17 protein-coding genes are annotated in these 24,108 nt (G+C 66.1%); 10 read left to right on the forward strand and 7 right to left on the reverse strand.

What is annotated here, in order from left to right:
* Nucleotides 1-263: 263 nt before the first annotated feature.
* The 3 genes from xdhC to xdhA are packed head-to-tail and all read right to left on the reverse strand — an operon-like array spanning nt 264 to nt 4,899.
* On the reverse strand, nt 264-1,106 hold the full coding sequence (xdhC, locus tag CH339_RS17115; protein WP_111435596.1) for a xanthine dehydrogenase accessory protein XdhC: 843 nt from the start codon (nt 1,104-1,106) through the stop codon (nt 264-266).
* Nucleotides 1,103-3,424: a xanthine dehydrogenase molybdopterin binding subunit gene (xdhB, locus tag CH339_RS17120; protein WP_111435597.1), complete on the reverse strand. Its 2,322-nt coding sequence runs from the start codon at nt 3,422-3,424 to the stop codon at nt 1,103-1,105. Before xdhB ends, xdhC begins: the two co-directional genes overlap by 4 nt.
* Complete coding sequence (xdhA, locus tag CH339_RS17125) at nt 3,415-4,899, reverse strand: xanthine dehydrogenase small subunit (RefSeq protein WP_111435598.1); 1,485 nt, start codon at nt 4,897-4,899, stop codon at nt 3,415-3,417. Before xdhA ends, xdhB begins: the two co-directional genes overlap by 10 nt.
* Nucleotides 4,900-5,154: 255 nt before the next feature.
* Here xdhA and CH339_RS17130 point away from each other — a divergent pair, with 255 nt between their 5' ends.
* Nucleotides 5,155-6,498, forward strand: coding sequence for an 8-oxoguanine deaminase (locus CH339_RS17130; protein WP_184443247.1), 1,344 nt, complete (start codon nt 5,155-5,157; stop codon nt 6,496-6,498).
* A 333-nt stretch (nt 6,499-6,831) separates the two neighbouring features.
* Here CH339_RS17130 and CH339_RS17135 read toward each other — a convergent pair whose 3' ends face one another.
* Entirely contained in the window at nt 6,832-7,311 is a 480-nt protein-coding gene (locus tag CH339_RS17135) for an ureidoglycolate lyase (RefSeq protein ID WP_111435600.1), read from the reverse strand.
* A complete protein-coding gene (alc, locus tag CH339_RS17140) occupies nt 7,308-8,315 on the reverse strand; it encodes an allantoicase (protein ID WP_111435601.1) in 1,008 nt (335 codons plus the stop codon). Before alc ends, CH339_RS17135 begins: the two co-directional genes overlap by 4 nt.
* A 355-nt stretch (nt 8,316-8,670) precedes the next feature.
* Between alc and CH339_RS17145 the strand changes: the two genes are divergently transcribed.
* Nucleotides 8,671-9,894, forward strand: coding sequence for a L,D-transpeptidase family protein (locus tag CH339_RS17145; RefSeq protein WP_111435602.1), 1,224 nt, complete (start codon nt 8,671-8,673; stop codon nt 9,892-9,894).
* Here CH339_RS17145 and CH339_RS17150 read toward each other — a convergent pair.
* Nucleotides 9,891-11,801 carry a methyltransferase domain-containing protein gene (locus CH339_RS17150; protein WP_245408162.1) on the reverse strand — a complete coding sequence of 637 codons (1,911 nt, stop codon included), beginning with the start codon at nt 11,799-11,801 and terminating at the stop codon, nt 9,891-9,893. The two genes, CH339_RS17145 and CH339_RS17150, sit on opposite strands and share 4 nt — an antisense overlap.
* A 553-nt stretch (nt 11,802-12,354) precedes the next feature.
* Here CH339_RS17150 and CH339_RS17155 point away from each other — a divergent pair.
* On the forward strand, nt 12,355-14,526 hold the full coding sequence (locus CH339_RS17155; protein ID WP_201240942.1) for an HAD family hydrolase: 2,172 nt from the start codon (nt 12,355-12,357) through the stop codon (nt 14,524-14,526).
* A gap of 296 nt (nt 14,527-14,822) precedes the next feature.
* Nucleotides 14,823-17,240, forward strand: coding sequence for a sucrose synthase (locus CH339_RS17160; protein WP_111435605.1), 2,418 nt, complete (start codon nt 14,823-14,825; stop codon nt 17,238-17,240).
* Between the two features lie 51 nt (nt 17,241-17,291).
* Here CH339_RS17160 and CH339_RS17165 read toward each other — a convergent pair whose 3' ends face one another.
* Complete coding sequence (locus tag CH339_RS17165; RefSeq protein ID WP_111435606.1) at nt 17,292-17,963, reverse strand: GntR family transcriptional regulator; 672 nt, start codon at nt 17,961-17,963, stop codon at nt 17,292-17,294.
* A 207-nt stretch (nt 17,964-18,170) separates the two neighbouring features.
* On the opposite strand from CH339_RS17165, the gene CH339_RS17170 reads away from it, so the two are divergent.
* The 6 genes from CH339_RS17170 (at nt 18,171) to CH339_RS17195 (ending at nt 24,089) form a co-directional block, all read left to right on the forward strand.
* Nucleotides 18,171-19,031 carry a VOC family protein gene (locus tag CH339_RS17170; protein ID WP_111435607.1) on the forward strand — a complete coding sequence of 287 codons (861 nt, stop codon included), beginning with the start codon at nt 18,171-18,173 and terminating at the stop codon, nt 19,029-19,031.
* A gap of 228 nt (nt 19,032-19,259) precedes the next feature.
* On the forward strand, nt 19,260-19,877 hold the full coding sequence (locus CH339_RS17175; RefSeq protein ID WP_111435608.1) for a TRAP transporter small permease: 618 nt from the start codon (nt 19,260-19,262) through the stop codon (nt 19,875-19,877).
* A gap of 4 nt (nt 19,878-19,881) precedes the next feature.
* Nucleotides 19,882-21,141, forward strand: a complete 1,260-nt coding sequence (locus tag CH339_RS17180; protein WP_111435609.1) for a TRAP transporter large permease — start codon at nt 19,882-19,884, stop codon at nt 21,139-21,141.
* A gap of 51 nt (nt 21,142-21,192) precedes the next feature.
* The gene (locus CH339_RS17185) at nt 21,193-22,161 is read left to right on the forward strand and encodes a TRAP transporter substrate-binding protein (RefSeq protein ID WP_111435610.1); all 969 of its coding nucleotides are present in this window, start codon (nt 21,193-21,195) and stop codon (nt 22,159-22,161) included.
* An 80-nt stretch (nt 22,162-22,241) separates the two neighbouring features.
* Nucleotides 22,242-22,919 carry a class II aldolase/adducin family protein gene (locus CH339_RS17190; protein ID WP_111435631.1) on the forward strand — a complete coding sequence of 226 codons (678 nt, stop codon included), beginning with the start codon at nt 22,242-22,244 and terminating at the stop codon, nt 22,917-22,919.
* Nucleotides 22,920-23,045: 126 nt separating this feature from the next.
* Nucleotides 23,046-24,089, forward strand: a complete 1,044-nt coding sequence (locus CH339_RS17195; protein ID WP_111435611.1) for an aldo/keto reductase — start codon at nt 23,046-23,048, stop codon at nt 24,087-24,089.
* Nucleotides 24,090-24,108: the final 19 nt, after the last annotated feature.

A 24,108-nucleotide genomic window follows, 5' to 3' on the forward strand; every position in this document is an offset into this window, starting at 1 on the left:
CGGAAGGTCTGCGAGCAGGTGCCGTGGTGGCGGTAAAAGGCCCCGACCGTGGCAAAGGCCGACGACCGGCCGGCCTTCACCTCCTCATACTCCCTGATCAGGAAACGCCACTTCTGAACATAGTTCCGTTCAATCGTCCGGTCATAGCTGTTGTCGCGCATGGGTCGCTCCTTTCCGCAATCCCATCAGCGAATATCTGAACTTGCACAATTGCGAGGAGGCCGTAAGGCCGACGCGGCAATCCATGCGGCGGCGCAGCGCGGTCAGGCGTCTGTAGAAGCCTCCGACACGACCGTTCCCGCCTCCGCGGGCAGCGTCGCAATCACCTCCGCCGCGACGAAGGCGGCGATGACCTCAGGTCTCTTGTCCCGGCTGCCCTGGGCGCCGATGGGACAGACGAGGCGGGCAGCATCGACGGCCGAATCCTGCCTCGCGCAGTAACGCTCGAAACTCGCCCGCTTCGTTTTCGAGCCGATCATGCCGACATAGGCGGCATCGCCGCGAAGGAGTGTCTCGCGGACGATGAGGAAATCGAGCGAATGCTCGTGGGTCATGACGACAAAGGCGCTGCCGGCGCGGGCCGCCCGCACGACCTCTTCCGGCAGTGCCGTCAATCGTTTCTCAGCGTCGGGCCCGGTGCGGTCCAGTTCTTCCTGGCGGCTGTCAACGAGGACGGCGCGGACGGGCAGCAGCGCCAGCGCCTTCACCAGGGCGCGGCCCACATGGCCGGCACCGAACACAAAAACCGACGGCAGGGCGTCGGCATTCGTCGCGACTTCGGCGCGGATCGCGGCTTCGTCATCGGCGCCGAGCAGCGAGACATGCAGCGTCACCTTTCCGCCGCAGCACTGGCCGATCTCCGGGCCGAGCGCCAGGTCGAGGACCGGCGTTTCCGAGCCCTTTTCCGCAAGCAGCTTGCGCGCCGCGTCGATTGCCAAGAACTCCATCTGGCCACCGCCGATGGTGCCGAGCATGGCGTCATGCGAGACCAGCATCCAGGTGCCGGCCGCGCGGGGCGTCGAGCCCTTCGCCGCGGCAAGCCGCACCAGCGCGGCCTTGTCGTTGGCGGCGAGGAAGGCATCGAGCGCAGCGGGAGAGACGATCATTCTTTTTGCCCCTCTCCCTTGAGCCGCTCGATGGCCATCAGCACCCGTTCCGGCGTCGCCGGTGCGTCGAGCCGCGGGCAGACGCAGTAGTCTGCTGTCGAGGCGACCGCCATCGACAACGCTTCCAGCACGGAGATCGCCAGCATGAAGGGCGGCTCGCCGACGGCCTTGGAACGGCGAATGGTCGGCTCGCGGTTTTCCGACCAGTCGGCAAGCCGCACGTTGAAGACGCGCGGCCGGTCGGAGGCGAGCGGGATCTTGTAGGTCGACGGGGCGTGAGTCCTCAGCCGGCCCTTTTCGTCCCACCACAGCTCCTCCGTCGTCAGCCAGCCCATGCCCTGGACGAACGCGCCCTCGACCTGGCCCCGGTCGATCGCCGGATTGAGCGAGCGGCCGACGTCGTGGAGGATGTCGACCCGGTCGACGCGGTATTCGCCGGTGAGCGTATCGACGCTGACTTCGGAAACGGCGGCGCCATAGGCGAAATAGTAGAACGGCCGTCCCTTTCCCGCCGCCCGGTCCCAGTGGATGTCCGGCGTCTTGTAGAAGCCGGCGGCCGACAGGTGCACCCGGCCCAGATAGGCCTTCTTGATGAACTCCGGGAACGGAAAGCGCGTGTTGCCGACGCGGACCGTATTCGGCTCGAAAGCAACCTGTTCCGGCGGCACGTCGAAGGCCTCCACCGCGAAGGCGACGAGCCGCTCCTTGATTTCCTCGGCCGCCGCCTTTGCCGCCATCGCATTTAGGTCGGTGCCGGAGGAGGCCGCCGTTGCCGAGGTGTTAGGGACCTTCGCCGTCGTCGTCCCGGTGATCTTCACCTTGTCAAGGTCGACCTGGAAGCAGTCGGCGACGACCTGGGCGACCTTGACGAAAAGGCCCTGGCCCATCTCCGTGCCGCCATGGTTCAGGTGGATGGAGCCGTCATTGTAGACATGGACCAGCGCGCCGGCCTGGTTGAACCAGGTGGCCGTGAAGGAAATGCCGAATTTTACGGGCGTCAGGGCGATGCCCTTCTTGACGATCCGGTGGCTTGCGTTGTGGACAAGGACCGCCTCGCGGCGGGCCGCATAGTCGGCATCCTCCTCCAGTTCACCGACGATGCGCTCCAGAATGCTGTCGGTGACGGTCTGGTGGTAGGGCGTCACGTCGCGTTCGCCGGTGCCGTAGAAATTGGCCTTCCTGACCTCCAGCGGGTCTTTGCCCAGCGCGTAGGCGATCTCCTCCATGATCCGTTCGGCCGCGATCACGCCCTGCGGCCCACCGAAGCCGCGGAATGCGGTGTTGGAGACCGTGTCGGTCTTCAGCGGCCGGGAGACGAGGCGCACAGTCGGGTAGTAATAGGCGTTGTCGGCATGGAACAGCGCCCGGTCCGTCACCGGCCCGGAGAGGTCGGCGGAAAACCCGCAGCGGGCGGCGAAGTCGCCGCTCATCGCCAGCACCCGGCCGTCGTCGCCGAAGCCGACCTCGTAGTCGATCAGGAAATCGTGGCGCTTGCCGGTGGCGATCATGTCCTCGTCGCGGTCGGGCCGCAGCTTCACCGCCCGGCCGTATCTCTTTGCCGCCACTGCAGCGACGGCGGCGAACAGCGAGGACTGCGTCTCCTTGCCGCCGAAGCCGCCGCCCATGCGGCGCACGGCGACCGTCACCGCGTTCGACGGCACGCCGAGCACATGGGCGACCATGTGCTGGACCTCGCTCGGGTGCTGGGTGGAGGAGACCACCGTCACCTCGTCATCCTCGCCGGGAATGGCGAGCGCAATGTGGCTTTCGAGGTAAAAGTGGTCCTGGCCGCCGACCCGCAGGGTTCCCGCCAATCTGTGCGGTGCCGCTTCGAGCGCCGGACCGACATCGCCGCGCTGAAGCGTCAGCGGCTCGGTGACGTTCGGATAGCCGGCCTCGATGGCCTCGGCGACGTCGATGACGTGGGGCAGTTCCTCGACGTCGATGCGCGCCTTCTTGGCCGCCCGCCGCGCGGCATCCCGCGTCTCGGCGATTACGGCGAAGACCGGCTGGCCGTGGAACGCGATTTCCTCCTCTGCGAACACCGGATCGTCATGGCGGCCGGTGGAGGAAACGTCGTTGACGCCCGGAATGTCGCGCGCCGTCAGGACGCCGACGACGCCGGGGAAGGCTTCGACCTCGGAGAGATCGAGGCTTTTTATCCGGCCACGGGCAACGCCGGAAAGGCCGAGGGCGGCGTGCAGCGTTCCTTCGGGCGCGGCGATGTCGTCGGCGTAGTCGGCCCGGCCGGTGACGTGCTTTTCGGCGGAATCATGCTTTTCCGGCGTATGGACGCTGCCGCGGATTTTTAGGTCCATCCGGCGGCCTCCGGAACGGGCATGGCGGAGAGGCGGACCGGCTCGCCGATGTCCGAGGTCTCGTAGAAGAAGCGCAGGAGCAGGTTGCGGGCGATGAGGGCACGATAGTCGGCGGAGGCGCGCCAGTCGCCGATCGGGGAGAAATCCCCGGCGAAGGCGCTTGCCGCTGCGGCGACTGTCTCCTCGGTCCAGGGTTTTCCTTGAAGGGCCGCTTCGACGCCCCTCGCGCGCTTCGGGGTTGCCGCCATGCCGCCGAAGGCGATGCGGACGGATGCGACCGTGTCGCCGTCGAGCCTTAGCGCAAACGCACCGCAGACGGCGGAGATGTCCTCGTCGCGGCGCTTGGAAATCTTGTAGGCGGCGTTGAGGGTGTCCGGGGCCGGCCGGGGGATGTGGATCGCTTCCAGGAAATCGCCGGGTTTTCTGTCCTGCCTGCCGTAGTCGAGGAAGAAGTCTTCCAGCTCAAGAATCCGCCGCTCCTCGCGGTGGCGCAGGATCACCCGTGCGCCGAGGGCGATCAAGACCGGCGGAGTGTCGCCGATGGGCGAGCCGTTGGCGATGTTGCCGCCGACCGTCCCCATGTTGCGGACCTGCCAGCCGCCGATGCGCGGCCAGAATTCGGAAAGGTGCGGGAACATGCGCCTGATCGAAGCTGCGGCCTCGGAGTAGGTGACGGCTGCACCGAGAGTGAGGCCCGCCTCGTCCTCCGCGATCTCCTTCAGCTCCGTGAGATGGCCGACGAAGATCGCAGGCGAGATGTCGCGCATCTCCTTGGTGACCCAGAGGCCGACATCGGTGGCGCCGGCAACGATGGTTGCCTCGGGCATATCCGCGCGCAGTTCGGCGAAGTCTTCGAGGTCGGCCGGCAGGAAGGCGCGGGCGCCGTCTTTCTCGACCTCGACCCGCGCACCGTCGAAGGACGTGAGCTTTGCGGCAATTGCCTCGCGCCCGGTGACCAAAAAATCCTCGGCCGGATTGCCGAGGGCACAGGCGGCCCTGGCCGCGTCGACGATGGGCTGGTAGCCGGTGCAGCGGCAGAGATTGCCCTGCAGCGCCGTTTCGATCTCCGCCTCACCCGGTTCCGGCACCGAGAGCCAGAGGGCATAGAGCGACATGACGATGCCGGGGGTGCAGAAGCCGCACTGGCTGGCGTGTTCCGCGACCATCGCCTGCTGCACCGGATGGAGGCCATGGGGGCCGGCGAGGCGCTCCACCGTCACCACATGACAGCGGTCGACGGAGGCGAGCAAGCGGATGCAGGCGTTGACCGGCTCGTAGCGTAGGCCCTTTTCCGTCAGGCGGCCGATCAGCACGGTGCAGGCGCCGCAGTCGCCCTCCGCGCAGCCCTCCTTGGTGCCGGTAAGGCGGCGGGCGAGCCGGATGTGGTCGAGCAACGTGTCGTTCGGCCCGACCGCTTCAAGGCGGATCTCGTCGTCATTGAGAAGGAAACGAATGTCGCGGCGGATGGCGGTCATCGGTCGGCGGCTCCCGCGCCGTTCAGACAGCCTCCTCCGTGCGCCATGTGCACCCTTTCGTTTCTCCGCATGCAACCCACTGTCGTCCAGCGGCTTTGTTTCTGGCAAGTCCATATTTTGAGCAGGCAAAGGGAAACGGCAATCGGGCCGGGCACGCCCGGCAAAGGCCGCTTGCGCCTTGGGCGCCTGCAACGCACACTCGGACTTTGTGCCAGCCGCGCCCGCGGTCGTTTTTCCCTTCCCCCGGAGATGCCGGTGACGCGAACCCTCATCGAAAACGCCGAAATCGTCGTCACCATGGACGCCGAGCGCCGCGAGATTGCCGGCGGCAGCGTGCTGATGGAGGACGGGATCATTGTCGCCGTCGGCACGGACGTCGCGGCCGAGGCCGTCGACGAGGTCTTAGACGCGTCCGGCTGCGTCGTCACGCCGGGGCTCGTCAACACCCACCACCATCTGTTCCAGACGCTGGTGCGCGCCGTGCCGGGCGGCCAGGACGCGCTCCTTTTCGGCTGGCTGAAGACGCTCTATCCGATCTTCCTCAAGATGACGCCGGAGGATTTTTTCGTCTCCGCGCAGGTCGGACTTGCCGAGCTTGCCCTTTCCGGCTGCACCATGAGCTCCGACCACCAGTACATCTTCCCGAACGGGGCGAAGCTTGAGGATACGGTCGCGGCGGCGGAAAGCATCGGCGTCAGGTTCCACGCCACCCGCGGCTCCATGAGCGTCGGCGAGAGTTCGGGCGGCCTGCCGCCGGACCGACTGGTGGAGGCCGAGCCGGATATCCTGAAAGATTGCGAGCGGGTCGTCGACGCGCTCCACGATGCCGGCGACGGCGCCATGGTGCGGGTGGCGCTGGCGCCCTGCTCGCCGTTTTCCGTCTCGACCGGCCTCATGAAGGAGACGGCGGGGCTTGCCCGCCAAAAGGGCGTGATGCTCCACACTCACCTCGCCGAGAACGACGAGGACATCGACTACTCGCTGGAAAAATTCGGCTGCCGGCCGGGCGACTATGCCGAAAGCCTCGGCTGGACCGGCGACGACGTCTGGCACGCCCACTGCGTGAAGCTGGACCGGGCGGAGATCGACCTTTTCGCCCGCTCCGGCACCGGCGTCGCCCATTGCCCCTGCTCCAACTGCCGGCTCGGCTCCGGTATCGCCCCGGTGCGGCAGATGCGCGATGCCGGCGTCAAGGTCGGGCTCGGCGTCGACGGCTCGGCCAGCAACGACAGCGGCCACATGCTGTCGGAGGCGCGCCAGGCTCTGCTGCTGCAGCGGGTGAAGAACGGTGCCGATGCTATGAGCGCCCGCGAGGCGCTGGAGATCGCGACGCTTGGCGGGGCGAGGGTGCTCGGGCGACACGATTGCGGGTCTATCGAAGTCGGCAAGCGCGCGGACATCGCGGTCTGGAACGTCTCAGGGCTCACCGCGGCGGGAGCGTGGGACCCAGTCGCCGCGCTGGTGCTTTGCGGCCCGTTTGCCGTGCGCGATCTTTTTGTGGAGGGCCGGCCGGTGGTCAGCGGCGGCGTGCTGACGGGGGTGGAGCTCGGGCGGGTTCTTGAGACAGCCAGGACCCGTGTGGCGCGGCTGATGGGATAGTGGTGGTTCGCCGTCCCCTCTTCCGTCATGCCGGGCGGAGCGAAGCGGAGGCCTGGTACCCAATGCTCCTATCGACGCGGTCGCCCGCAGCGACCGCTTTCTGGATCGCCGCGTCGCCTTCGGCTCCTCGCGATGACGTTGAAATTCTTGAGAAAATAGCCAATTCCCGTCATTGCGAGCGCAAGCGAAGCAATCCAGACGCGGACTCTCGGCTCGCTGAGGGCATACCGTGTGGACAGGGGCATTGGACCCCGGGCCTCGCTGCGCTCACCCGGGGTGACGGCTGAGTGGGCGGCAGGCGAAGGCATCTAACACGTGCCTACGAAGCCGCGGCTAAAGCCGCACGAACGCCTCCGCGTCCAGCGAGCGTTCCTCAAGATTCGCGCCCGGACCGTCGCGGTCGACGACCAGAAAATCCTGCTCGGCGGCGAGAACCAGCAGCGGGTGGTGCCAGACGCCCTTGGCATACTGAACGCCCTGGTGGCCGCTCGCCCGGAAGCAGCGGAGGGCGTCGGTGCGCGGCTCCGCGGCGACGACGACGAGCCAGTCGTTGGCGCTGAGCGGCATGAAGGCCTGGCTGGCCAGCGGATGGCGTTCCAGCATGGCGATGCGGATCGGGTCGGGCCGGCGGCGGCCGCGAAAGATGGAGAGGATCGCCGTGCCGCCCTCGCCCGGATCGGCGGCGGCGACGGCGTGATAGCGGGTGGCGAAGCCTTCGTTGATCTGGAATGATGTCGCGCCGGCCGTCTCGATCACCGTGCCGAAGGGCGCGAAGGCATCAAAAGTCAGCGGTTCGGGGACGAGGTCCCTCATGCCTTCTTCCCGAAGATGCGCAGCCGGCTGATGCCGCCGTCGGGAAAGATGTTGAGCTTGACGTGGCTGACGGGGCCGAGGTCGGCGAGGTCCGCGGCCTCGAAGGTGTGGACGGTGTCGGCCTGAAGCTTCTTCTCGCCCATCAGGAGCGACCAGTTGACGGACTGGACGGTGATCGCCGCATCGTCGTGGGCACCGGCCAGGATCGCCTGCAGCGAGCAGCGATCCGGATAGTTGCCGCGGAAATGGGCGGTGTCGACCTCGATCTTTTCGACGACGCCGGCGGCGCCGAGTTCGACGATGATCCAGTCATTGCCGGGCGCGCGCCTCCGCCGCGTCTCCCAGCCGTCGCCCATGTCGACGCCGCGGCCCTCCGTCAGGATCGCCTGGACGTTGCCGAAATGGGCGTCGTTGTAAGCAACGATGCGCCCGCCGTTGTTCAGCGCCGAAAGCTCGACCGTTCCGTTTCCCGGCCAGTCGGCGACCACATTGCCGTAGACGCGCAGGCGCGCGATGCCGCCGTCCGGGAAGATGTTGAGCCGCAGCCAGCGCCAGGGGCCGGCCTCTGCGACCTCGGCAAAGTGATGCGCCGAGGGACCCAGCGGCGTGGAAGAGAGAATCTCCGTCCAGCCGGCGTCGTCCTCCGGCGCGGTCTCAGCGTCCGATGCCCAGAGCGAGGCGGCCGGCGGATAGTTGCCGGTGAAGTGGGAGGTGTCGATGTCGACGCCGCGGATGATGCCCCGCGCGCCGAGCTTCACCACGCACCAGTCATGGCCGGTGTCGCGGCGGCGCTTGGTCTCCCAGCCATCCATCCATTTGCCGAAATCGTCGTAGACGTCCGGTTTGAAGACCGGGGCGGCATCGCCGAGCATGCGGCCCATGGCGGCGAAGGAATCGTCGGAGCAGGCGACGGCCTCACTGCCGAGGCGCGGCGAGGCAAGGTTTACGGTGCCTTCGGCCCAGGCCGGCAACTCTGCGGCGGCGGCGGCGATGATTTCTCCCATGGGACTTCCTGCGGTTGGTCGCGGCATCGGCCGCACGTCGTCGGGAATAACAGGAACGGGCGGGGAGACAAGGGGCAAACCCGCCTCGCCATACCGTGTGCCGGAATTAGGACACGGCACCGGCCGTCGAGGTTCTTTAAGGTTTTTCTGCAACAGTGTGCCCGGAAAGCTGCAATGCTGCCCTTTTCCGTTAGGTTTCAGGGCCATATCATTGCGCAAATGCGGCGCAAATAAATCTTTTGTGTGATATGCGGCACTGAATACCGTGGTAATTCGGTTGTACGGCTATCCCAAGCGACGAAACACCAAAACGCCCGATGGCAACGACCTGAGCGCAACACGAGCGGATTCGATCATGACCCGACGGCACCTGCGGTATTCTCCCCTCCTTCCGGCCCTTTGCGTTGCCGCAACGGCGCTGGTGGCATCCGGCCCCGCCCTTTCTGCGGAAAAGGCCAAGGATGCCGGCGACGTCGCCGAAGCCGGGCGTCTGCGCCTCGTCATCTCGCGCTCCGAACAGCGGGTCGACGTCTATCGCGGCCTGAAGCTCGTCACCTCCTCGCGAATCTCGTCGGGAAAGCCCGGCCATGCGACACCCGTCGGCGTCTACAGCATCCTGGAAAAGCGCAAATGGCACCGCTCCAACATCTATAGCGGCGCGCCGATGCCCTTCATGCAGCGCATCACCTGGTCTGGCATCGCGCTCCATGCCGGCCACGTGCCGAATTATCCGGCCTCCCATGGCTGCATCCGGCTGCCGAAGCCCTTCGCCCAGAAGCTGTTCGGCATGACCGAGGTCGGGGCCGACGTCATTCTGACCGCCGAGCCGGCGCGGCTGACGTCGATCCACGACGCCCGCCTGTTCCAGCCCTTGGCGCCGGATGCCGTCGTCTCCTCCCATGAGGAGCCGGGCGATGCGGAGGCTGTGCCGCCGCATGTCGCGCTCGCCGACTTCGAATATCTCGTCGACCGCATGGCCCGCTACCAGAACCGCTCGACCCAGCCGCTCCGGATCCTCGTCACCCGGCGCACCGGGCGCCAGCGGATGATGGACATCCAGTCGATGCTGAAGGAGCTCGGCCACGATCCGGGCGAGATCGACGGCTATCTCGGCGGCAATACGGGCGGCGCGATCCAGTCGTTCCAGCGCGCCACCGGCGCCGCGCCGACCGGCATGGTCACGGACGAACTCGTCGCCGCGCTGCACAAGGCGGTCGGCCGGCCGGAGATCAAGGGCCACCTCTATGTGCGCCAGAACCGCAAGCCGCTGTTCGATGCACCGGTACAGATCCGCGACGTGGAAGCGCCGCTCGGCACCCACGTCTTTTCGATCGCCGACTTCGAGCCGGGCGAGACGAACGTTTCCTGGATGGCGCTGACGGTCGCGGGAAGCCATATCAGCAGCCCGCGCGAGGCGCTCGACCGGATCGACATCCCGCAGGACTTGCGCACCCGCATCTCCGAACTGCTGATGCCCGGCTCGTCGCTCGTCATCACCGACGACGGCATCGGCCGGGAAACCGGCCGCGGCACCGACTTCATCGTCCAGCCGAAGCTGCAGAAGCTGGCGCAGAACTAGGTCTGCGCCCGCGCCGCCGCGCCCGCCTTGTCGGACCGGCGCCGGCCATTGAGGCCGAGCCGCTCCTCGGCGGCGCCGATGATCGCTTCCAGAAGATCCGCATAGGACATGCCGGCGAAGCCGGCCATCAGGTTCTGCTTGCCGTCCCAGCACCAGCCGGGGTTCGGGTTGACCTCAAGCAGCTTGATGGTGCCGGCCGCATCGGCGCGGAAGTCGAAGCGGGCGTAGTCGCGGCAGCCGAGACGCTCGAACAGGCGCATGGAGTGGTCGATCAGCATCGCCTGCTCCTGGTCGGCGAGCGTTGCCTCGCGATATCTGATGCGCGTCCAGTAGGGGCTCTCCGGGTGCCATTTGGATTCGTAACAGAGGATCTGCGGCAGCTCCGGATCGAGGCCGGAATAGTCGACCTCCAGCAGCGGCAGGGCGCGCAGGCCCCGGTCCGGATTGCCGATCAGGCCGACGCTGTATTCGCCGCCGGACAGAAACTCCTGCACCAGCACCGGATTGTCGGGAAACAGCGCCCTCAGGCCATCGAGATAGGCGAGCAGTTCCTGCTGGTTGGTGACGACCGCGTCGCGGGTGATGCCCTCGCTGCTGTCGCCGAAATTTGGCTTCAGGAGCGCCGGAAAGACGGACGGCATCGTCGCGCCCTGGTCGCCGGGGCGGATATAGGTTTCGAGCGGCACCGGAACGTCGAGCTGGGTCGCGACGGCGCGCACCAGCCCCTTGTCGTAGCAGTTGGCAAGGCAGCGCGGCGGCGCGCCGGTATAGGGCAGGCCGACCATCTCCAGCAACGCCGGGACGTGCAGCTCCTTGAAGGGATCGTTGTTGAAGCCCTCGTCGCAGAGATTGAGGACGAGGTCGGTGGAGAGGTCCGAGAGGTCCCGTTCCAGCGTCGCGTGGTTGTCGAGGTAGCGCACGTTGAACCGGCCGATGTCGACAAGCGCCTCCTTCAGGAGCCGGATGGTCTCCATGTCCTCGTCGTTGAAATGGCCGTCGCGCTTGACCGCATCGGGCAGGCGCGGGTCGCCGAGGAGCACCGTCACATCGAGCGTGGCGCGCGGCTTGCGGGTCTTTTTGGCCTTCACCGGCGCCAGCGCGGTCAGCACCATGCGCCGCGCCATCATGCCGAGGTCCTGGTCGCGGTCGGACAGCGATTCCATCTGGCCGTGGTAGCGGATATCGCGGTAGCCGCAGGCTTCCATGAGGGCCGTCAGCGTCTCGCGGGTGTAGAGGCGCTCGGCATAGAACTGGTCGGCGAGAACGCCGAGTTCGTCATGGACGATGACCTCGCGCGAGATCAGCCGGTTGCCGTCGGAGGAGAGCGAGCGCTCGCGGCAGACGAAATGGTGGCCGTCGATCCATTCCCAGGAGCGCGGCTCGTAGTGGGTCTTGATCCAGTCGCCGTCGGACAGGTCGAGATAGAGCGTTCCGGACGGCTTCAAAAGCTTGCCGGCGCTCCTCAACACCTTGGCATCGTCGTCCTGGCTGGAGAAATAGCCGAAGGAATTGCCGAGGATGGTGATGCAGTCGAAGCTGTCGGCGGTGAGCCGAGGATTGCGGGCATCGCCCTCGCGGAAGGTGGCGGAAAGACCCTCGGCGGCGGCGCGTTTCCGCGCCAGCCGGACCAGGTAGCGCGAGCGGTCGAGGCCGGTGACGTGGCGGAAGCCGCGGCGCACCAGCTCCAGCGAATGCCGCCCCTGGCCGCAGCACAGGTCGAGGATGCGGCTTTCCGGGGTGACGTCGGCGGCCTTCAGGAGAAAATCCACCTCGCGGCGGGTATTTTCCGTGTTCTCCACCACGTCGCCGTCGGTCTTGATGTAAAGCGCGTTGAACAGGCGCCGCCACCATTCCTCCGGCAGATGGGCTTCCAGATCGGCGACGGGACCGAGAGTGCGTTGCGGCACGGGCAGTGGCGCCCGCGGCAAGCGGGAATTTGCGTTCGACATGGGATAAGCGGCTCCAGAAAACACCCTGATACGGATGTCTTGATGGAGGTTGCGAGGGCGCCCGCCGCTTGCCGTTGCCGCAGAAAACTGCGGGTCCGGTGCCCACTTCTTCGCGAGCCGACCTCCTGGCCTCAGCGACCAAGATCCGAAATGCTCACTAAACCAAACACGGCCCCAGTCAATACGATTTTTAGGTCCGGCGGCATTGCGCTGCGGTGCAAAAAAATTTGCCGCACGTGACGGAACCGAACGGGCGCTGCAACATTTCTTCCTGTGGGCGTTACCGCCTTTCCGGGACCGCGATTTCCCTGCGATTCCCCGGCACACCGTGACAAAACGCCAGCCGAGGCTTTATACCGGGTGCCAAGAATCCTGTATCATAGAGGGACGATCCGGTCGCCGGCTTGCCAGAAAAGTCGCCAGTGCGTCGCCCTCGGGCCCCAGTGCGTCGCCCTCGGGCCAAAGACAAGAAGGAGCTTGATCAGTCGTGGTAAACATCAAGGAAGGGGACTTGTACCTCGTTCATTTGAGCGTTCACGGACTGATCCGCGGCCAAAATCTTGAACTGGGACGCGACGCCGACACCGGCGGCCAGACGACCTATGTCGTCGAGCTCGTCGAGGCCCTCGGCCGCATGAAGGAAGTCGGCAAGGTCGACCTCTTCACCCGCCGCGTGGCGGACCCCGCCGTCGACCCCGAATATGGCGAGCCGACCGAACAGATCGCCGACAATGTGCGCATCGTCAGGATCGATGCCGGACCGTCGGAGGAGTATCTCTACAAGGAACACCTCTGGGACCACCTCGACAATTTCGTCGACAACGCCCTCGCCCATTTCCGCGCCGAGGGGCGCACGCCCGATCTCCTGCACAGCCACTATGCCGATGCCGGCTATGTCGGCACAAGGCTGGCGCATATTCTCGGCGTGCCGCTGATCCACACCGGGCATTCGCTCGGCCGGGTCAAGCGGCGCCGGCTTTTGGCGACCGGCCTGACGCGCGAGCAGATCGAGGCCCGGTACAATATGAGCCGGCGGATCGAGGCGGAGGAAAACACGCTGGCGACGGCCGAGCGGGTGATCACCAGCACCCACCAGGAGATCGAGGAGCAGTACGCGCTCTACGATCACTACCAGCCGGAGCAGATGCGGGTGATCCCGCCCGGCGCCGACCTCAACCGCTTCTATCCGCCCTCCGAGGCCGAGGGCGATCCGCGAAAGGCCCCGATCGCGGCGGAGATCGACCGGTTCCTGAACGAGCCGGACAAGCCCTTCATCCTGGCCCTGTCCCGGCCCGATGCCCGCAAGAATATCTCCGGCCTCGTTACCGCCTATGGCGAGAGCCCGGAACTGCAGGATCTCGCCAATCTGGTGATCGTCGCCGGCAACCGCGACGACATCGCCGACATGGACGACGGCGCGCAGGAGGTGCTGACCGATCTGCTCTTGCTGTTCGACCGCTACGACCTCTACGGCAAGGTCTCCTATCCCAAGCACCACAAGGCCGACGACGTGCCGGAGATCTACCGGCTGGCCTCGGCCCGCAAGGGCGTCTTCGTCAATCCGGCGCTGACCGAGCCCTTCGGCCTGACCCTGATCGAGGCGGCGGCGAGCGGCATTCCGATCGTGGCGACGGAAGACGGCGGCCCGCGCGATATCGTCGGCAATTGCGACAACGGCCTCCTCGTCGACGTTCTGGACACCGATGCGATCACCGAGGCGATCCGCAAGGTGCTGGAAGACGACGACGTCTGGGAGACCTACGCCAGGAACGGCGTCAAGGGCGTCAGGACCCACTATTCCTGGGAGGCCCATTCGCGGACCTATCTCGACGAGGCGGTGCCGGTCATCGACCGCTCGGGCCTGTTGTTCCGCCCGGAACTGCGCCGCAAGGACTCCGTCTACCGCGACCGGGCGATCTTCACCGATCTCGACCAGAACCTTCTCGGCGATCCGGACTCGCTGCCGGAGTTCGTCGAACGGATGCGGCGCAACCGGTCGACGGCGAGCTTCGGGATTGCCACAGGCCGCCGGCTCGACAGCGCGCTGAGGGCGCTGCGGCGCAACAAGATCCCCGAACCGGACGTGCTGATCACCTCCGGCGGCACCCAGATCCACTATGCGCCGGACCTGACGGCGGATGTTGCCTGGGCGCGCCACATCGACCACCACTGGATGCCGCGCAAGGTGCGCAAGCTGCTTGCCGACACGCCGGGCCTGGAACTGCAGCCGCCCGCGGAACAGAGCTGGTTCAAGATCAGCTACTATTACGACCCCAGCATCGCGCCCTCGATGGACGAACTGAACAGCCTGATGCACCGCGAGGAAATGGCGGTGAACATCATGCTGTCCTTCGGCCAGTTCCTCGACATCCTGCCGATCCGGGCCACCAAGGGCCTGGCCGTGCGCTACGTCACCGACCGCTGGGGCATCCCGATCGACCAGACGCTGGTCGCCGGCGGCTCCGGCGCCGACGAGGACATGATGCGCGGCAATACGCTGGCCGCCGTGGTCGCCAACCGCCACGACGAGGAGCTGTCGCAGCTCGTCGACCTGGAGCGGATCTATTTCGCCACCCAGCCCTTCGCCCGCGGCATCCTGGAAGCCATCGACCACTACGATTTCTTCGGCGAGTGCCGGGCACCGGAGCCGGAGGAAAAGGAAACGGAAAGCGCGGAGACCTGAGCGGCAGGCGCCTGTCCCCGCGCAGCGGCGTCCTTGCCGTCGGTCCGCAATCCGCCGGGACGGCCGGGATGGCCTGACGTCCCCTCCAACAGCTTGCTTGCGGCCGGGCCATCCGGCCAGTCCGGGCGAGCGCCGCCGCCCCTTCCGGGCGGCATTCGACAACCGCACCGCCCTTCCCTATGTAAGGGATGAGACATTCCGTCGTATGCAGGTTTCGGCCCTTCCGGCCGCACGGCACACGGCACCGCGGTCGCGGTCCTTCCAATCAATCTCTGGTCCATAGAACGGGAGCGGACATGAGCATCCAAAACGGCGTGGTCGAAGACCTCAAGGCCTTTGTCGAAGAACACAGGCCGGCAACGCACATGGTTCTTCACCACATCACCTCTCTCGACCGCCGCTTCATGCTGCGCAGCGACCTGCTCGATGCGTTGCGGTCGATCCCCGAAGAGGACACGCAGGACGGCATCCCGATGCAGGACACGGTGCTGGTCAAGACGCTTGAAAAGGCCCAGGAAGCGGCCCGAGACGGCGACTGGTTCTACCTGTCGCTGAGGGTGCGGATCGCGCGCTGGGCCTATGTGCGCATCCACCTCGACACGCTCGACGTCGAAGAGGTGTCGACCGACACGTACCTGCAATGCATGGAAAAGCTGGCGCTCGGCACCGGGCCGGTCGAGAACGACTGGACGCTGGAAATCGACTTCGAGCCGTTCACCCGCGAGTTCTTCAAGATGCGGGAATCGCGCTCCATCGGTTCCGGCGTCGAATTCCTCAACCGGCGGCTTTCCAGCCTCCTGTTCGACGGCCATGGCGACGGCGACCGCAAGCTTCTGGAATTCCTGCGGGTGCACCGCTATCTCGGCCAGCAGCTCATGCTCAACGACCGGATCAGCGACGTTGCGGGCCTGCGCGACGCGCTGCGCCGGGCGCTGGAAATCCTCTCCCGCGAGGAGCCGGAGACGGAATGGACCGACCTTGCGGTCAAGCTCCACCCCCTCGGCTTCGAGGTCGGCTGGGGCCGCAACGCCGAACTCATCGCGGAGATGATGCAGAACCTGCTCGACATCCTGGAGGCGCCCTCGCCGCGGATGCTGGAGCAGTTCCTGGCCAGCGTGCCGATGATGTTCTCGGTGGTGATCCTGTCGCCGCATGGCTGGTTCGGCCAGGCCAACGTTCTCGGACGGCCCGACACCGGCGGCCAGATCGTCTACATCCTCGACCAGGTGCGGGCGCTGGAGCGGGAAATGCGCGACCGGCTGGCGCGCCAGGGCCTCGACATCGAGCCGCGCATCGTCGTCGTCACCCGGCTCATTCCGGAGGCCGACGGCACCAGCTCCGACCAGCGCCTGGAGCCGATCGTCGGCACCCACAGCGCCACCATCCTGCGCGTGCCGTTCCACAATGCCGACGGCACCGTGCATCCGCACTGGATATCGCGGTTCGAGATCTGGCCGTATCTGGAGCGCTTCTCCTTCGACGTGGAGCGCGAGGTGCTGGCCGAGCTCAACAGCCGGCCGGACCTCATCATCGGCAACTATTCGGACGGCAACCTGGTCGCCACGCTGTTGTCGCAGCGGCTGAAGGTGACCCAGTGCAACATCGCCCACGCGCTGGAAAAGACGAAGTACCTCTACTCGGACCTGTTCTGGCACGAGAACGACGACCACTACCATTTCAGTTGCCAGTTCACGGCGGATATCATCGCCATGAACGCCGCCGACTTCATCATCACGTCGAGCTTCCAGGAGATCGCCGGCACGCCGGACAGCGTCGGCCAGTACGAGTCGCACGGTGCCTTCACGATGCCGGGGCTCTACCGGGTGGTGCACGGCGTCGACGTGTTCGATCCGAAATTCAACATCGTCTCGCCGGGCGCGGACTCCAACGTCTACTTCCCGCCGAGCGACACGGACCGGCGCCTGCCGCACCTGGAATCGGAAATCGAGGAACTGGTCTTCACGCGCGATCCGGGCGGCGACATCCGCGGCAAGTTCGCCCATCCGGACAAGCCGCTGCTGTTCTCCATGGCGCGCATGGACCGCATCAAGAACATCACCGGGCTCGCGCGGTGGTTCGGCGAGTCCGAGAAACTGCGTGAGGAATGCAATCTCGTGCTCGTCTCCGGCCATGTCGATCCGGCCAAGTCCGGCGACCAGGAAGAGGGCGAGCAGATCCACGAGATGCACCGGATCATGGACGAGTACGGTCTCAATGACCAGGTCCGCTGGCTCGGCATGCATCTGGAAAAGCAGTTCTCCGGCGAGCTCTACCGGTTCGTCGCCGACCGCAAGGGCGCGTTCGTGCAGCCGGCCCTGTTCGAGGCGTTCGGCCTGACGGTGATCGAGGCGATGAGCACCGGCCTGCCGACCTTCGCCACGTGCTTCGGCGGCCCCCTGGAGATCATCGTCGACGGCAAGTCGGGCTTCCACATCAACCCGAACCATGGCGACGAGGCGGCGGAAAAGATGGCCAGCTTCTTTGCCGCCTGCAAGAAGGACCCGTCGCGCTGGACGACGATCTCCGACCAGGCCCTGAAGCGCGTCGAAGAGCGCTACACTTGGAGCCGCTATGCGGAACGGCTGATGACGCTGTCGCGGATCTACGGTTTCTGGCGCTACGTCACCGACCTGGAGCGGGTCGAGACGCGGCGCTACCTGGAAATGCTCTACGGCCTGCAGCTCCGGCCGCTGGTCGAGAAGATGGCGAGCTAGACAAGGGGCGCCAACCAAGGGGCGGGGGCATTCCCGCCGCTCCCGCTGCCCTCATTCCGTTGGCGTCTTGGCGAAGGCGCTGATCAGGCGGTCCGAGAACTTTTGCGTCCTCAGGATATGGGTGCGGGTGATTTCCGTTGCCCGGGCGGCGTCGCGCTTCAGCGCGGCGTCGAGCAGGGTCTTGTGGTCCTCGCGGGCCGCGGTCAGGATTGCCTGCTCGCGCAGCGCCACCCGCCGGTAGCGGTAATGACGCGTAAAAAGCTGGTTGTAGAACGCGCGCAGCGTCGCCGACGGACAGGCGGCGCCGAGCTGGTCGTGGAAGGCGCGGTTCGCCGTTTCCAGGGCCCTGAGGCTCGCCTCGTTCTCGATGTCGACCGCCTGCTCCTGCTTGTCGAGGCCGTGATAGGCGCCGACCAGCGCCATCTCCCAGTCATCGTCGCCGGCCTCCACCGACTGGCGCACCACATCCACCTCGATCAACAGCCGCGCCTGGATGATGTCGGCGAGATCCTCAGCGGAAAACGGCGCCACGGAAAAGCCGCGGCGGTCATTGGCGATCACCAGCCCGTCGGAAATCAGCCGGTTCAGCGCCTCGCGGATGATGGTGCCGCTGACGCCGTAGTCGTCCTTGATATGCTGGGCCTTCAGCCGCGACTCCGGCGCATAGCGCCCGAGCACGATGGCCTCGCGGATGGACTCGTAGACTTGTTCGATCAGCGTCATGGGCCGACTCGGACTCCCCCTGTTTCTCAACAAAATGCATGACTGCTCGAATTTGGCAAATTATCGGTAATTCTATTTTTTATCGATATTTTTGTTGACGCCGGTCCGAGCTGCGAGTAATTCTTAACGCCAACAGGAGCGCGTCCCGGCCAACGGGACGCCGCCGCCGGCATGCCCCGGCGGTGCGACACCAAAGGGGGAGAGCCCATGATCGACCTTCGCGACATCTACAACGTCCGGCTCGGTACCGACGACCTCGACGGAGCCCAGCATTTCGGCACCGAGATCCTCGGCCTGCAATGCGTGCTTCGGACCGACGATCACGTCTATCTGCGCTCCGACAAGCGGCACCATTCGGTCGCCTTCTTCAAGGGCGAGAAGAAGGACAGCACCATTGCCTTCGAGCTGAAGCGCTGGGACGGGCTCGACGACGCACTGGCCGAGCTGGAGGCCGCCGGCGTCGCATGCGGGCGCGGCAGCGACGAGGAAGCCGCCGTCCGCTTCACCCACGAATTCGGCTGGTTCATCGATCCGACCGGCAACCGGGTGGAGCTTCTCGCCCGTCCGTTCGACGCCAACCGGCCCTACCATCCGAACCGGCCGACCGGCATTACCGGCTTCGGCCATGTCGGCCTCAACACCACCGACCCCAAGCGCGACCAGGCCTTCTGGCTGAGCCATTTCAACGCCCGGATCTCCGACTGGATCGGCCCGGCCCCGCTGATGCGCGTCAATGCCCGGCACCACCAGATCGCCCTGTTCCCGACCAAGGGCCCCGGCATCCAGCACATCAACCACCAGGTCGACACCATCGACGACCTCCTGAAAGCCGCCTACTACTTGCAGGACAAGCAGGTGCGGATCGTCTTCGGACCTGGGCGCCACGCCACTTCGGGCGGCTACTTCCTCTATTTCGAGGGCCATGACGGCAACACCTTCGAGTTCTCCACCAGCGACCGGATGATCATCGAGGACGAGGCCAACTACCGGCCGCGCCAGTTCGCCCTTGAGGACGAGTCCTTCTGCCTGTTCGGCGCCAAGCCGGACATCGCCGAGTTCCGCAAGTAGCCCGCTTGCGCGCATTGCCGCCGGCGCCGATCGCGGGGCCGGCGTCGTGCGGCCGGATCGATGCCGGTCCCGCTCCTGTCGCAATTCGCGCGTCAAAAATAACGATATTTTTCATTTTGACGATATTTTTTCCTCGCGTCGGTTGACATGGAATAAATTATATATAAAGCATATTTTTATCGATATTAAGAGCCTTTCGCAAAAGGGGCCATCACCAGGGAGGACGACATGGCGTCGGCCGCAAACGACAGAGCCGTCAAGGCCGCGGAGCACCACGACACCGACCCGTCGTCCCTTGCCGCCCGCGCTGGATGGATCGGCCGGGTCAGCGGCATCCTCGCCCGCGGCGAGGCCATCGTCGCCGGATCGCTCGCCGCCTTCACCTTCCTCCTGCTGCTCCTCAACGTCGTCACCCGCGCCCTCTCCGTCCCGATCCTGTGGGTCGACGAGCTTGCCGTCTTCGCCATGGTGTGGATGGCCTTCGTCGGCGCCTCGCTTGCCATTCATCACCGCGGCCACATCGCGGTAACCCTCGTCTCCGACGCCCTGCCGTCGCGGCCGAAGGCGTGGCTGGCGCTGACCGTCGACCTCTTGCTGCTCGCCTTCATCCTCACCCTCCTGGTGCTGATCTGGCGCTGGTTCGATCCGGTGACGGCGCTTTTCGCGGAGAACCTGGAAGCCTTCAGCCTCATCGACTTCAACTTCATCTACCAGGAGCCGACGGTCACCCTCGGCGTGCCGAAATTCTGGTTCTGGCTGATCCTGCCGATCTTCTGCCTCACCACCATCGTCCACAGCCTCAGCAACATCGCCGTGAGCCTCGGGCGCCTCGGCGGCTGGGAGTAGCGCCGTGGCGGTCGGTCTTTCCTTTTTCGCGCTCCTGCTCACCGGCGTGCCGATCGCCTTCGTGCTCGCGGCCTCCGCGCTGATCTACGTGGCCGTCAGCGGCAACACCGTCCTCTTCCAGTCCTATCCCTCGCAGTTCTTCGGCGGCCTGGAGAGTTACGGGCTGCTTGCCCTGCCGCTGTTCATCCTGCTCGGCGAACTGATGAACGAGGGCGGCATCGGCCGGCGGCTGATGACCCTTGCAATGGCGATGATGGGCCAGGTGCGCGGCGGTCTCGCCTACGTCAACCTTGCCGCCAATGTGATGATGGCATCGATCCTCGGCTCGACGGTTGCCCAGATCGTCGTCATGAGCCGGCTCGCCGTGCCGGAGATGGACCGGGCCGGCTATCCGCGCGACGTCTCCATGTCGATCACGGCCGCCGCCGGCATGCTGGCGCCGATCATCCCGCCGTCGATGCTGTTCATCGTCTATGGCGTCATCGCCCAGATCTCCATCGGCGATTTGTTCATCGCCGGCATCGTGCCGGGCCTGCTGCTGGCCGCCGCCTTCCTCGTCGTTATCGCCGTCCTCGGCCGCATCCACGGCTTTCCGACCAACGAGAAGATGTCGTGGAACGCCCGCCTCAAGGCCGTCGCCGATGCGCTGCCGGCAGCCCTCATCCCGATCACCATCGTCGGCTCGATCCTCGGCGGACTGGCGACGCCGACGGAGGCGGCCGCCATGGCGGCGATCGTCTCGATCCTGATCGGCAAGTTCGTCTACCGGGAGCTGGAGATCTCCCATCTCGGCCCGGCCTTCGTGCGCGCCGCGCGCAGTTCGGCCGTCGTGCTCTTCGTCATTGCCGCGGCCGGCGTCTTTTCCTGGGTGATCACCTTTGAGAACATCCCGACGCTGGTCGCCGACTGGCTGCAGGACCTGACGACCTCGCCGATCGTCTTCCTGCTGGTGCTGAACCTGTTGCTGCTTCTGGTCGGCATGATCATCGACCCGATCCCGGCGCTGATCCTGATCGTGCCGGTGTTGCTGCCGGTCGCCACCGACGTCTACCAGATCAACGCCACCCATTTCGGCGTCATCATCTGCCTCAACCTTGCCGCCGGGCTGCTAACGCCGCCGGTCGGAACCGGGCTGTTCACCGCCGCGTTGATGAGCGGCATCAAGGCGGAACGGATCGCGCTCCTGGTCGCGCCGTTCCTGGCCGCTGCCGCCGCGGTGATCGTGCTCCTCGTCCTGTTCCCCGGTCTCATGTCCCTGATCTGACCGCCAGCAAACGCAAGCATCGAACGAACACAAAAACACACGGAGGAAGACATGCACTTCAGACCCGCCGCCGCCCTTCTCGCCCTCGGCATCCTCGCCGCCCCGAGCCTTGCCGCGGCCGACGACTACCGCATCGGTCTCATCACGCCGCCACCGCACCAATGGACCAAGACCGCGACCGCGCTGGCCGAGGACCTCAAGGCCAAGAGCGACGGGCGCATCAACCTCACCGTCTTTCCGAGTGGCCAGCTCGGCTCGGAGTCGGAGATGCTGCAGCAGCTCCAGACCGGGGCGCTCGATTTCGCCTTCCTGACGCTCGGCGAATTCGCCAACCGGCGCGACGACTACGGCATCTTCCTTGCCCCCTATATCGCCAAGGACGTGCCGGCGGCGCGCAAGCTTCTCTCCGGCCCGACGGCCCAAAAACTCCTGAAGTCGGTCTCCAAGCTCGGCCTCGTCGGCTTCGGCTACGGCATGGCGGGCCTGCGCCAGATCGTCATGCGCGGCGAGATCACGTCGGGCGCACAGCTTGCCGGCAAGAAGATCCGCACCGTGCCGTTCAAGCCGGAGCTCGATTTCTGGGTCAAGGTCGGCGCCGCACCGACGCCGATGCCGCTGCCGGCGCTCTACGACGCCTTCGCCAACGGCCAGATCGACGGCATGCAGATCGACTTCGAGGGCACCTGGAATTCCAAATACTACGCCCATGCCGGCACGATCATCGAATCCAACCACATGATGTTCCCGATGGTCGCCGTCGGCTCGGCCCGCAAGTGGCGTGAGGTCAGCGACGAAGACAAGAAGCTGATCGCCGAGGCGATGGCTGCCCGCCTCGACAGCCTCGTCGCCGCCTATGAGAGCATCGATGCGGACTATCTCGCCAAGCTGCAGACCAGCAAGGTGCCGGTGATCACCGTCGACCGCACCTTCTTCGGCGAGGCGATCGACGCCTGGTACGCCGAATGGCGCGAGCGCGCGCCGCTCCTGAAGGAGCTTGAGGCCGAAGCGGCGGCCATGTAGGCGCCGACCGGCCTTGGCAATCCCGTCCGGCGGCATCCGTGCCGCCGGATTTTCTCTTTCCCTCCCCTCCCGGTATGTCCATGAGCGATATCGATCCCGCCCTTTCCGTGGCCGTGCGCAAGGCCGCCCGCGCGCTCGGCCGCCACGGCCTCGTCCACGCCTATGGCCATTGCTCGGCACGGATCGATGCCGACCGGTTCCTGGTCACGCCGTCGAAACCGCCGGGGCTGACCGAGCCGGGCGAGGCGTGTCAGGTGGTGCCGGTTGAGGGTCCGCTGCCGGACGGCATCCTCGGCGAGGTGCGCATCCACCAGCGCATCTATCGGACGCGCCCGGAGGTCGGCGGCGTCGTGCGGTTCATGTCCCCGCAAATGATGGCGCTCGCCGCCCTCGGCCTGACGCCGAAACCCCGGCACGGTTTCGGCGCCTATTTCGCGCCGGCGCCGGCGCTGTGGGACGATCCGCAGCTCGTGCGCGACGACGACAAGGCTGCCGGCGTCGTGGCCGCCCTCGGCAGCGGCCGGGCCGTTATGATGCGCGGCAACGGAGCGGTGACGGCCGGCGAGACATTGCAGAAGGCTGTCGGCCTTGCCTTTTACCTGGAGGACGCCTGCCGGGTGGAGCTTGAGGCGCTCCGCACCGGCCTTGCCGAGACCGCGCCCCTGCTCGATGCCGACGAGGCCAGGCTGAGGGCGACGGACGCCGGCATGATCTTTGAACGCCTGTGGGATTATCTCACCGCCGGCGACCCGGAATAGGCCAAAGCCCTTACCCTTTTCGCTCTCCTGCACTAAAAAGCGGGTAACCCCTTCCTTTCGACCGGGCCGGCACTCCTTTCTCCCTTGCCGGCGTCACGGCCGTTCCCGCATTCCAAGGAGAGCTCCATGGACTACACCACGCTCGGACGCACGGAGCTTCGCGTCTCCACCCTCTGCCTCGGCTCCATGACCTGGGGCTCCCAGAACACCGAAGCCGAGGGCCACGCCCAGATCGACCGCGCGCTCGATGCCGGCATCAACTTCATCGACACGGCCGAAATGTACCCGGCCAATCCCGGCCCGTCCGACTATCCCGGCAAGACCGAGGACTATATCGGCACCTGGATCGAAAAATCCGGCCGGCGCGGCGACGTGGTGCTGGCCACCAAGATCACCGGCGAGGGCTCCTCGCGGGCGCGCGGCGGTGCGCCGATCACGCCGCAGGCGATCCGCGAGGCGCTCGATGCCTCGCTGAAGCGGCTGAGGACCGACTATGTCGACCTCTACCAGCTCCACTGGCCGAACCGCGGCAGCTACCATTTCCGCAAATACTGGGACTACGACCCCACCGGCATCGACCCCGCCGTCGTGCGCCAGGACATTGCCGACACGCTCGGCGAACTGCAGCGCCAGGTCGAGGCCGGCAAGATCCGCCATGTCGGCCTTTCCAACGAGACCGCCTGGGGCACGCGCCAGTTCCTGGAGATTTCCGAGCGCGAGGGCCTGCCGCGGGTGGCGACGATCCAGAACGAATACTCGCTGATGTGCCGTATCTTCGACCTCGACCTCGGCGAGCTCGCTTGCGCCGAAGACGTCGACCTCCTCGCCTATTCGCCGCTCGCCTGCGGCATCCTTTCGGGCAAATATGCCGGCGACACAACGCCGGAGGGTTCGCGGCGGTCCCTCAACGCGACCATCAACGGGCGCCTCGTTCCGACGATCTGGCCGGCCCACGACGCCTATCTGGAGATCGCCAGGAAGCACGGCCTCGATCCGGCGCAGATGGCGCTCGCCTTCTGCCTGACGCGCCCATTCATGGGCTCCGTCATCTTCGGCGCCACCTCGATCCCGCAACTGGAGACCGCACTCGGTGCGGCCGACCTGACGCTCTCCGACGAGGTGATGGACGACATCAAGGCGGTCCACCGGCAACACCCGATGCCGTTCTGAGTCGCCGTCCGAAAACCGT

Source organism: Rhodobium orientis, assembly GCF_003258835.1.
Taxonomy (GTDB): Bacteria; Pseudomonadota; Alphaproteobacteria; order Rhizobiales; family Rhodobiaceae; genus Rhodobium; species Rhodobium orientis.

Coding starts and splice junctions, on each gene's coding strand:
- CH339_RS17185 (WP_111435610.1), top strand. CDS start 21,193: ATGCACTTCAGACCCGCCGCCGCCCTTCTCGCCCTCGGCATCCTCGCC.
- CH339_RS17145 (WP_111435602.1), top strand. CDS start 8,671: ATGACCCGACGGCACCTGCGGTATTCTCCCCTCCTTCCGGCCCTTTGC.
- CH339_RS17195 (WP_111435611.1), top strand. CDS start 23,046: ATGGACTACACCACGCTCGGACGCACGGAGCTTCGCGTCTCCACCCTC.
- CH339_RS17165 (WP_111435606.1), bottom strand. CDS start 17,963: ATGACGCTGATCGAACAAGTCTACGAGTCCATCCGCGAGGCCATCGTG.
- CH339_RS17190 (WP_111435631.1), top strand. CDS start 22,242: ATGAGCGATATCGATCCCGCCCTTTCCGTGGCCGTGCGCAAGGCCGCC.
- CH339_RS17170 (WP_111435607.1), top strand. CDS start 18,171: ATGATCGACCTTCGCGACATCTACAACGTCCGGCTCGGTACCGACGAC.
- alc (WP_111435601.1), bottom strand. CDS start 8,315: ATGGGAGAAATCATCGCCGCCGCCGCCGCAGAGTTGCCGGCCTGGGCC.
- xdhA (WP_111435598.1), bottom strand. CDS start 4,899: ATGACCGCCATCCGCCGCGACATTCGTTTCCTTCTCAATGACGACGAG.
- xdhC (WP_111435596.1), bottom strand. CDS start 1,106: ATGATCGTCTCTCCCGCTGCGCTCGATGCCTTCCTCGCCGCCAACGAC.
- xdhB (WP_111435597.1), bottom strand. CDS start 3,424: ATGGACCTAAAAATCCGCGGCAGCGTCCATACGCCGGAAAAGCATGAT.
- CH339_RS17175 (WP_111435608.1), top strand. CDS start 19,260: ATGGCGTCGGCCGCAAACGACAGAGCCGTCAAGGCCGCGGAGCACCAC.
- CH339_RS17135 (WP_111435600.1), bottom strand. CDS start 7,311: ATGAGGGACCTCGTCCCCGAACCGCTGACTTTTGATGCCTTCGCGCCC.
- CH339_RS17160 (WP_111435605.1), top strand. CDS start 14,823: ATGAGCATCCAAAACGGCGTGGTCGAAGACCTCAAGGCCTTTGTCGAA.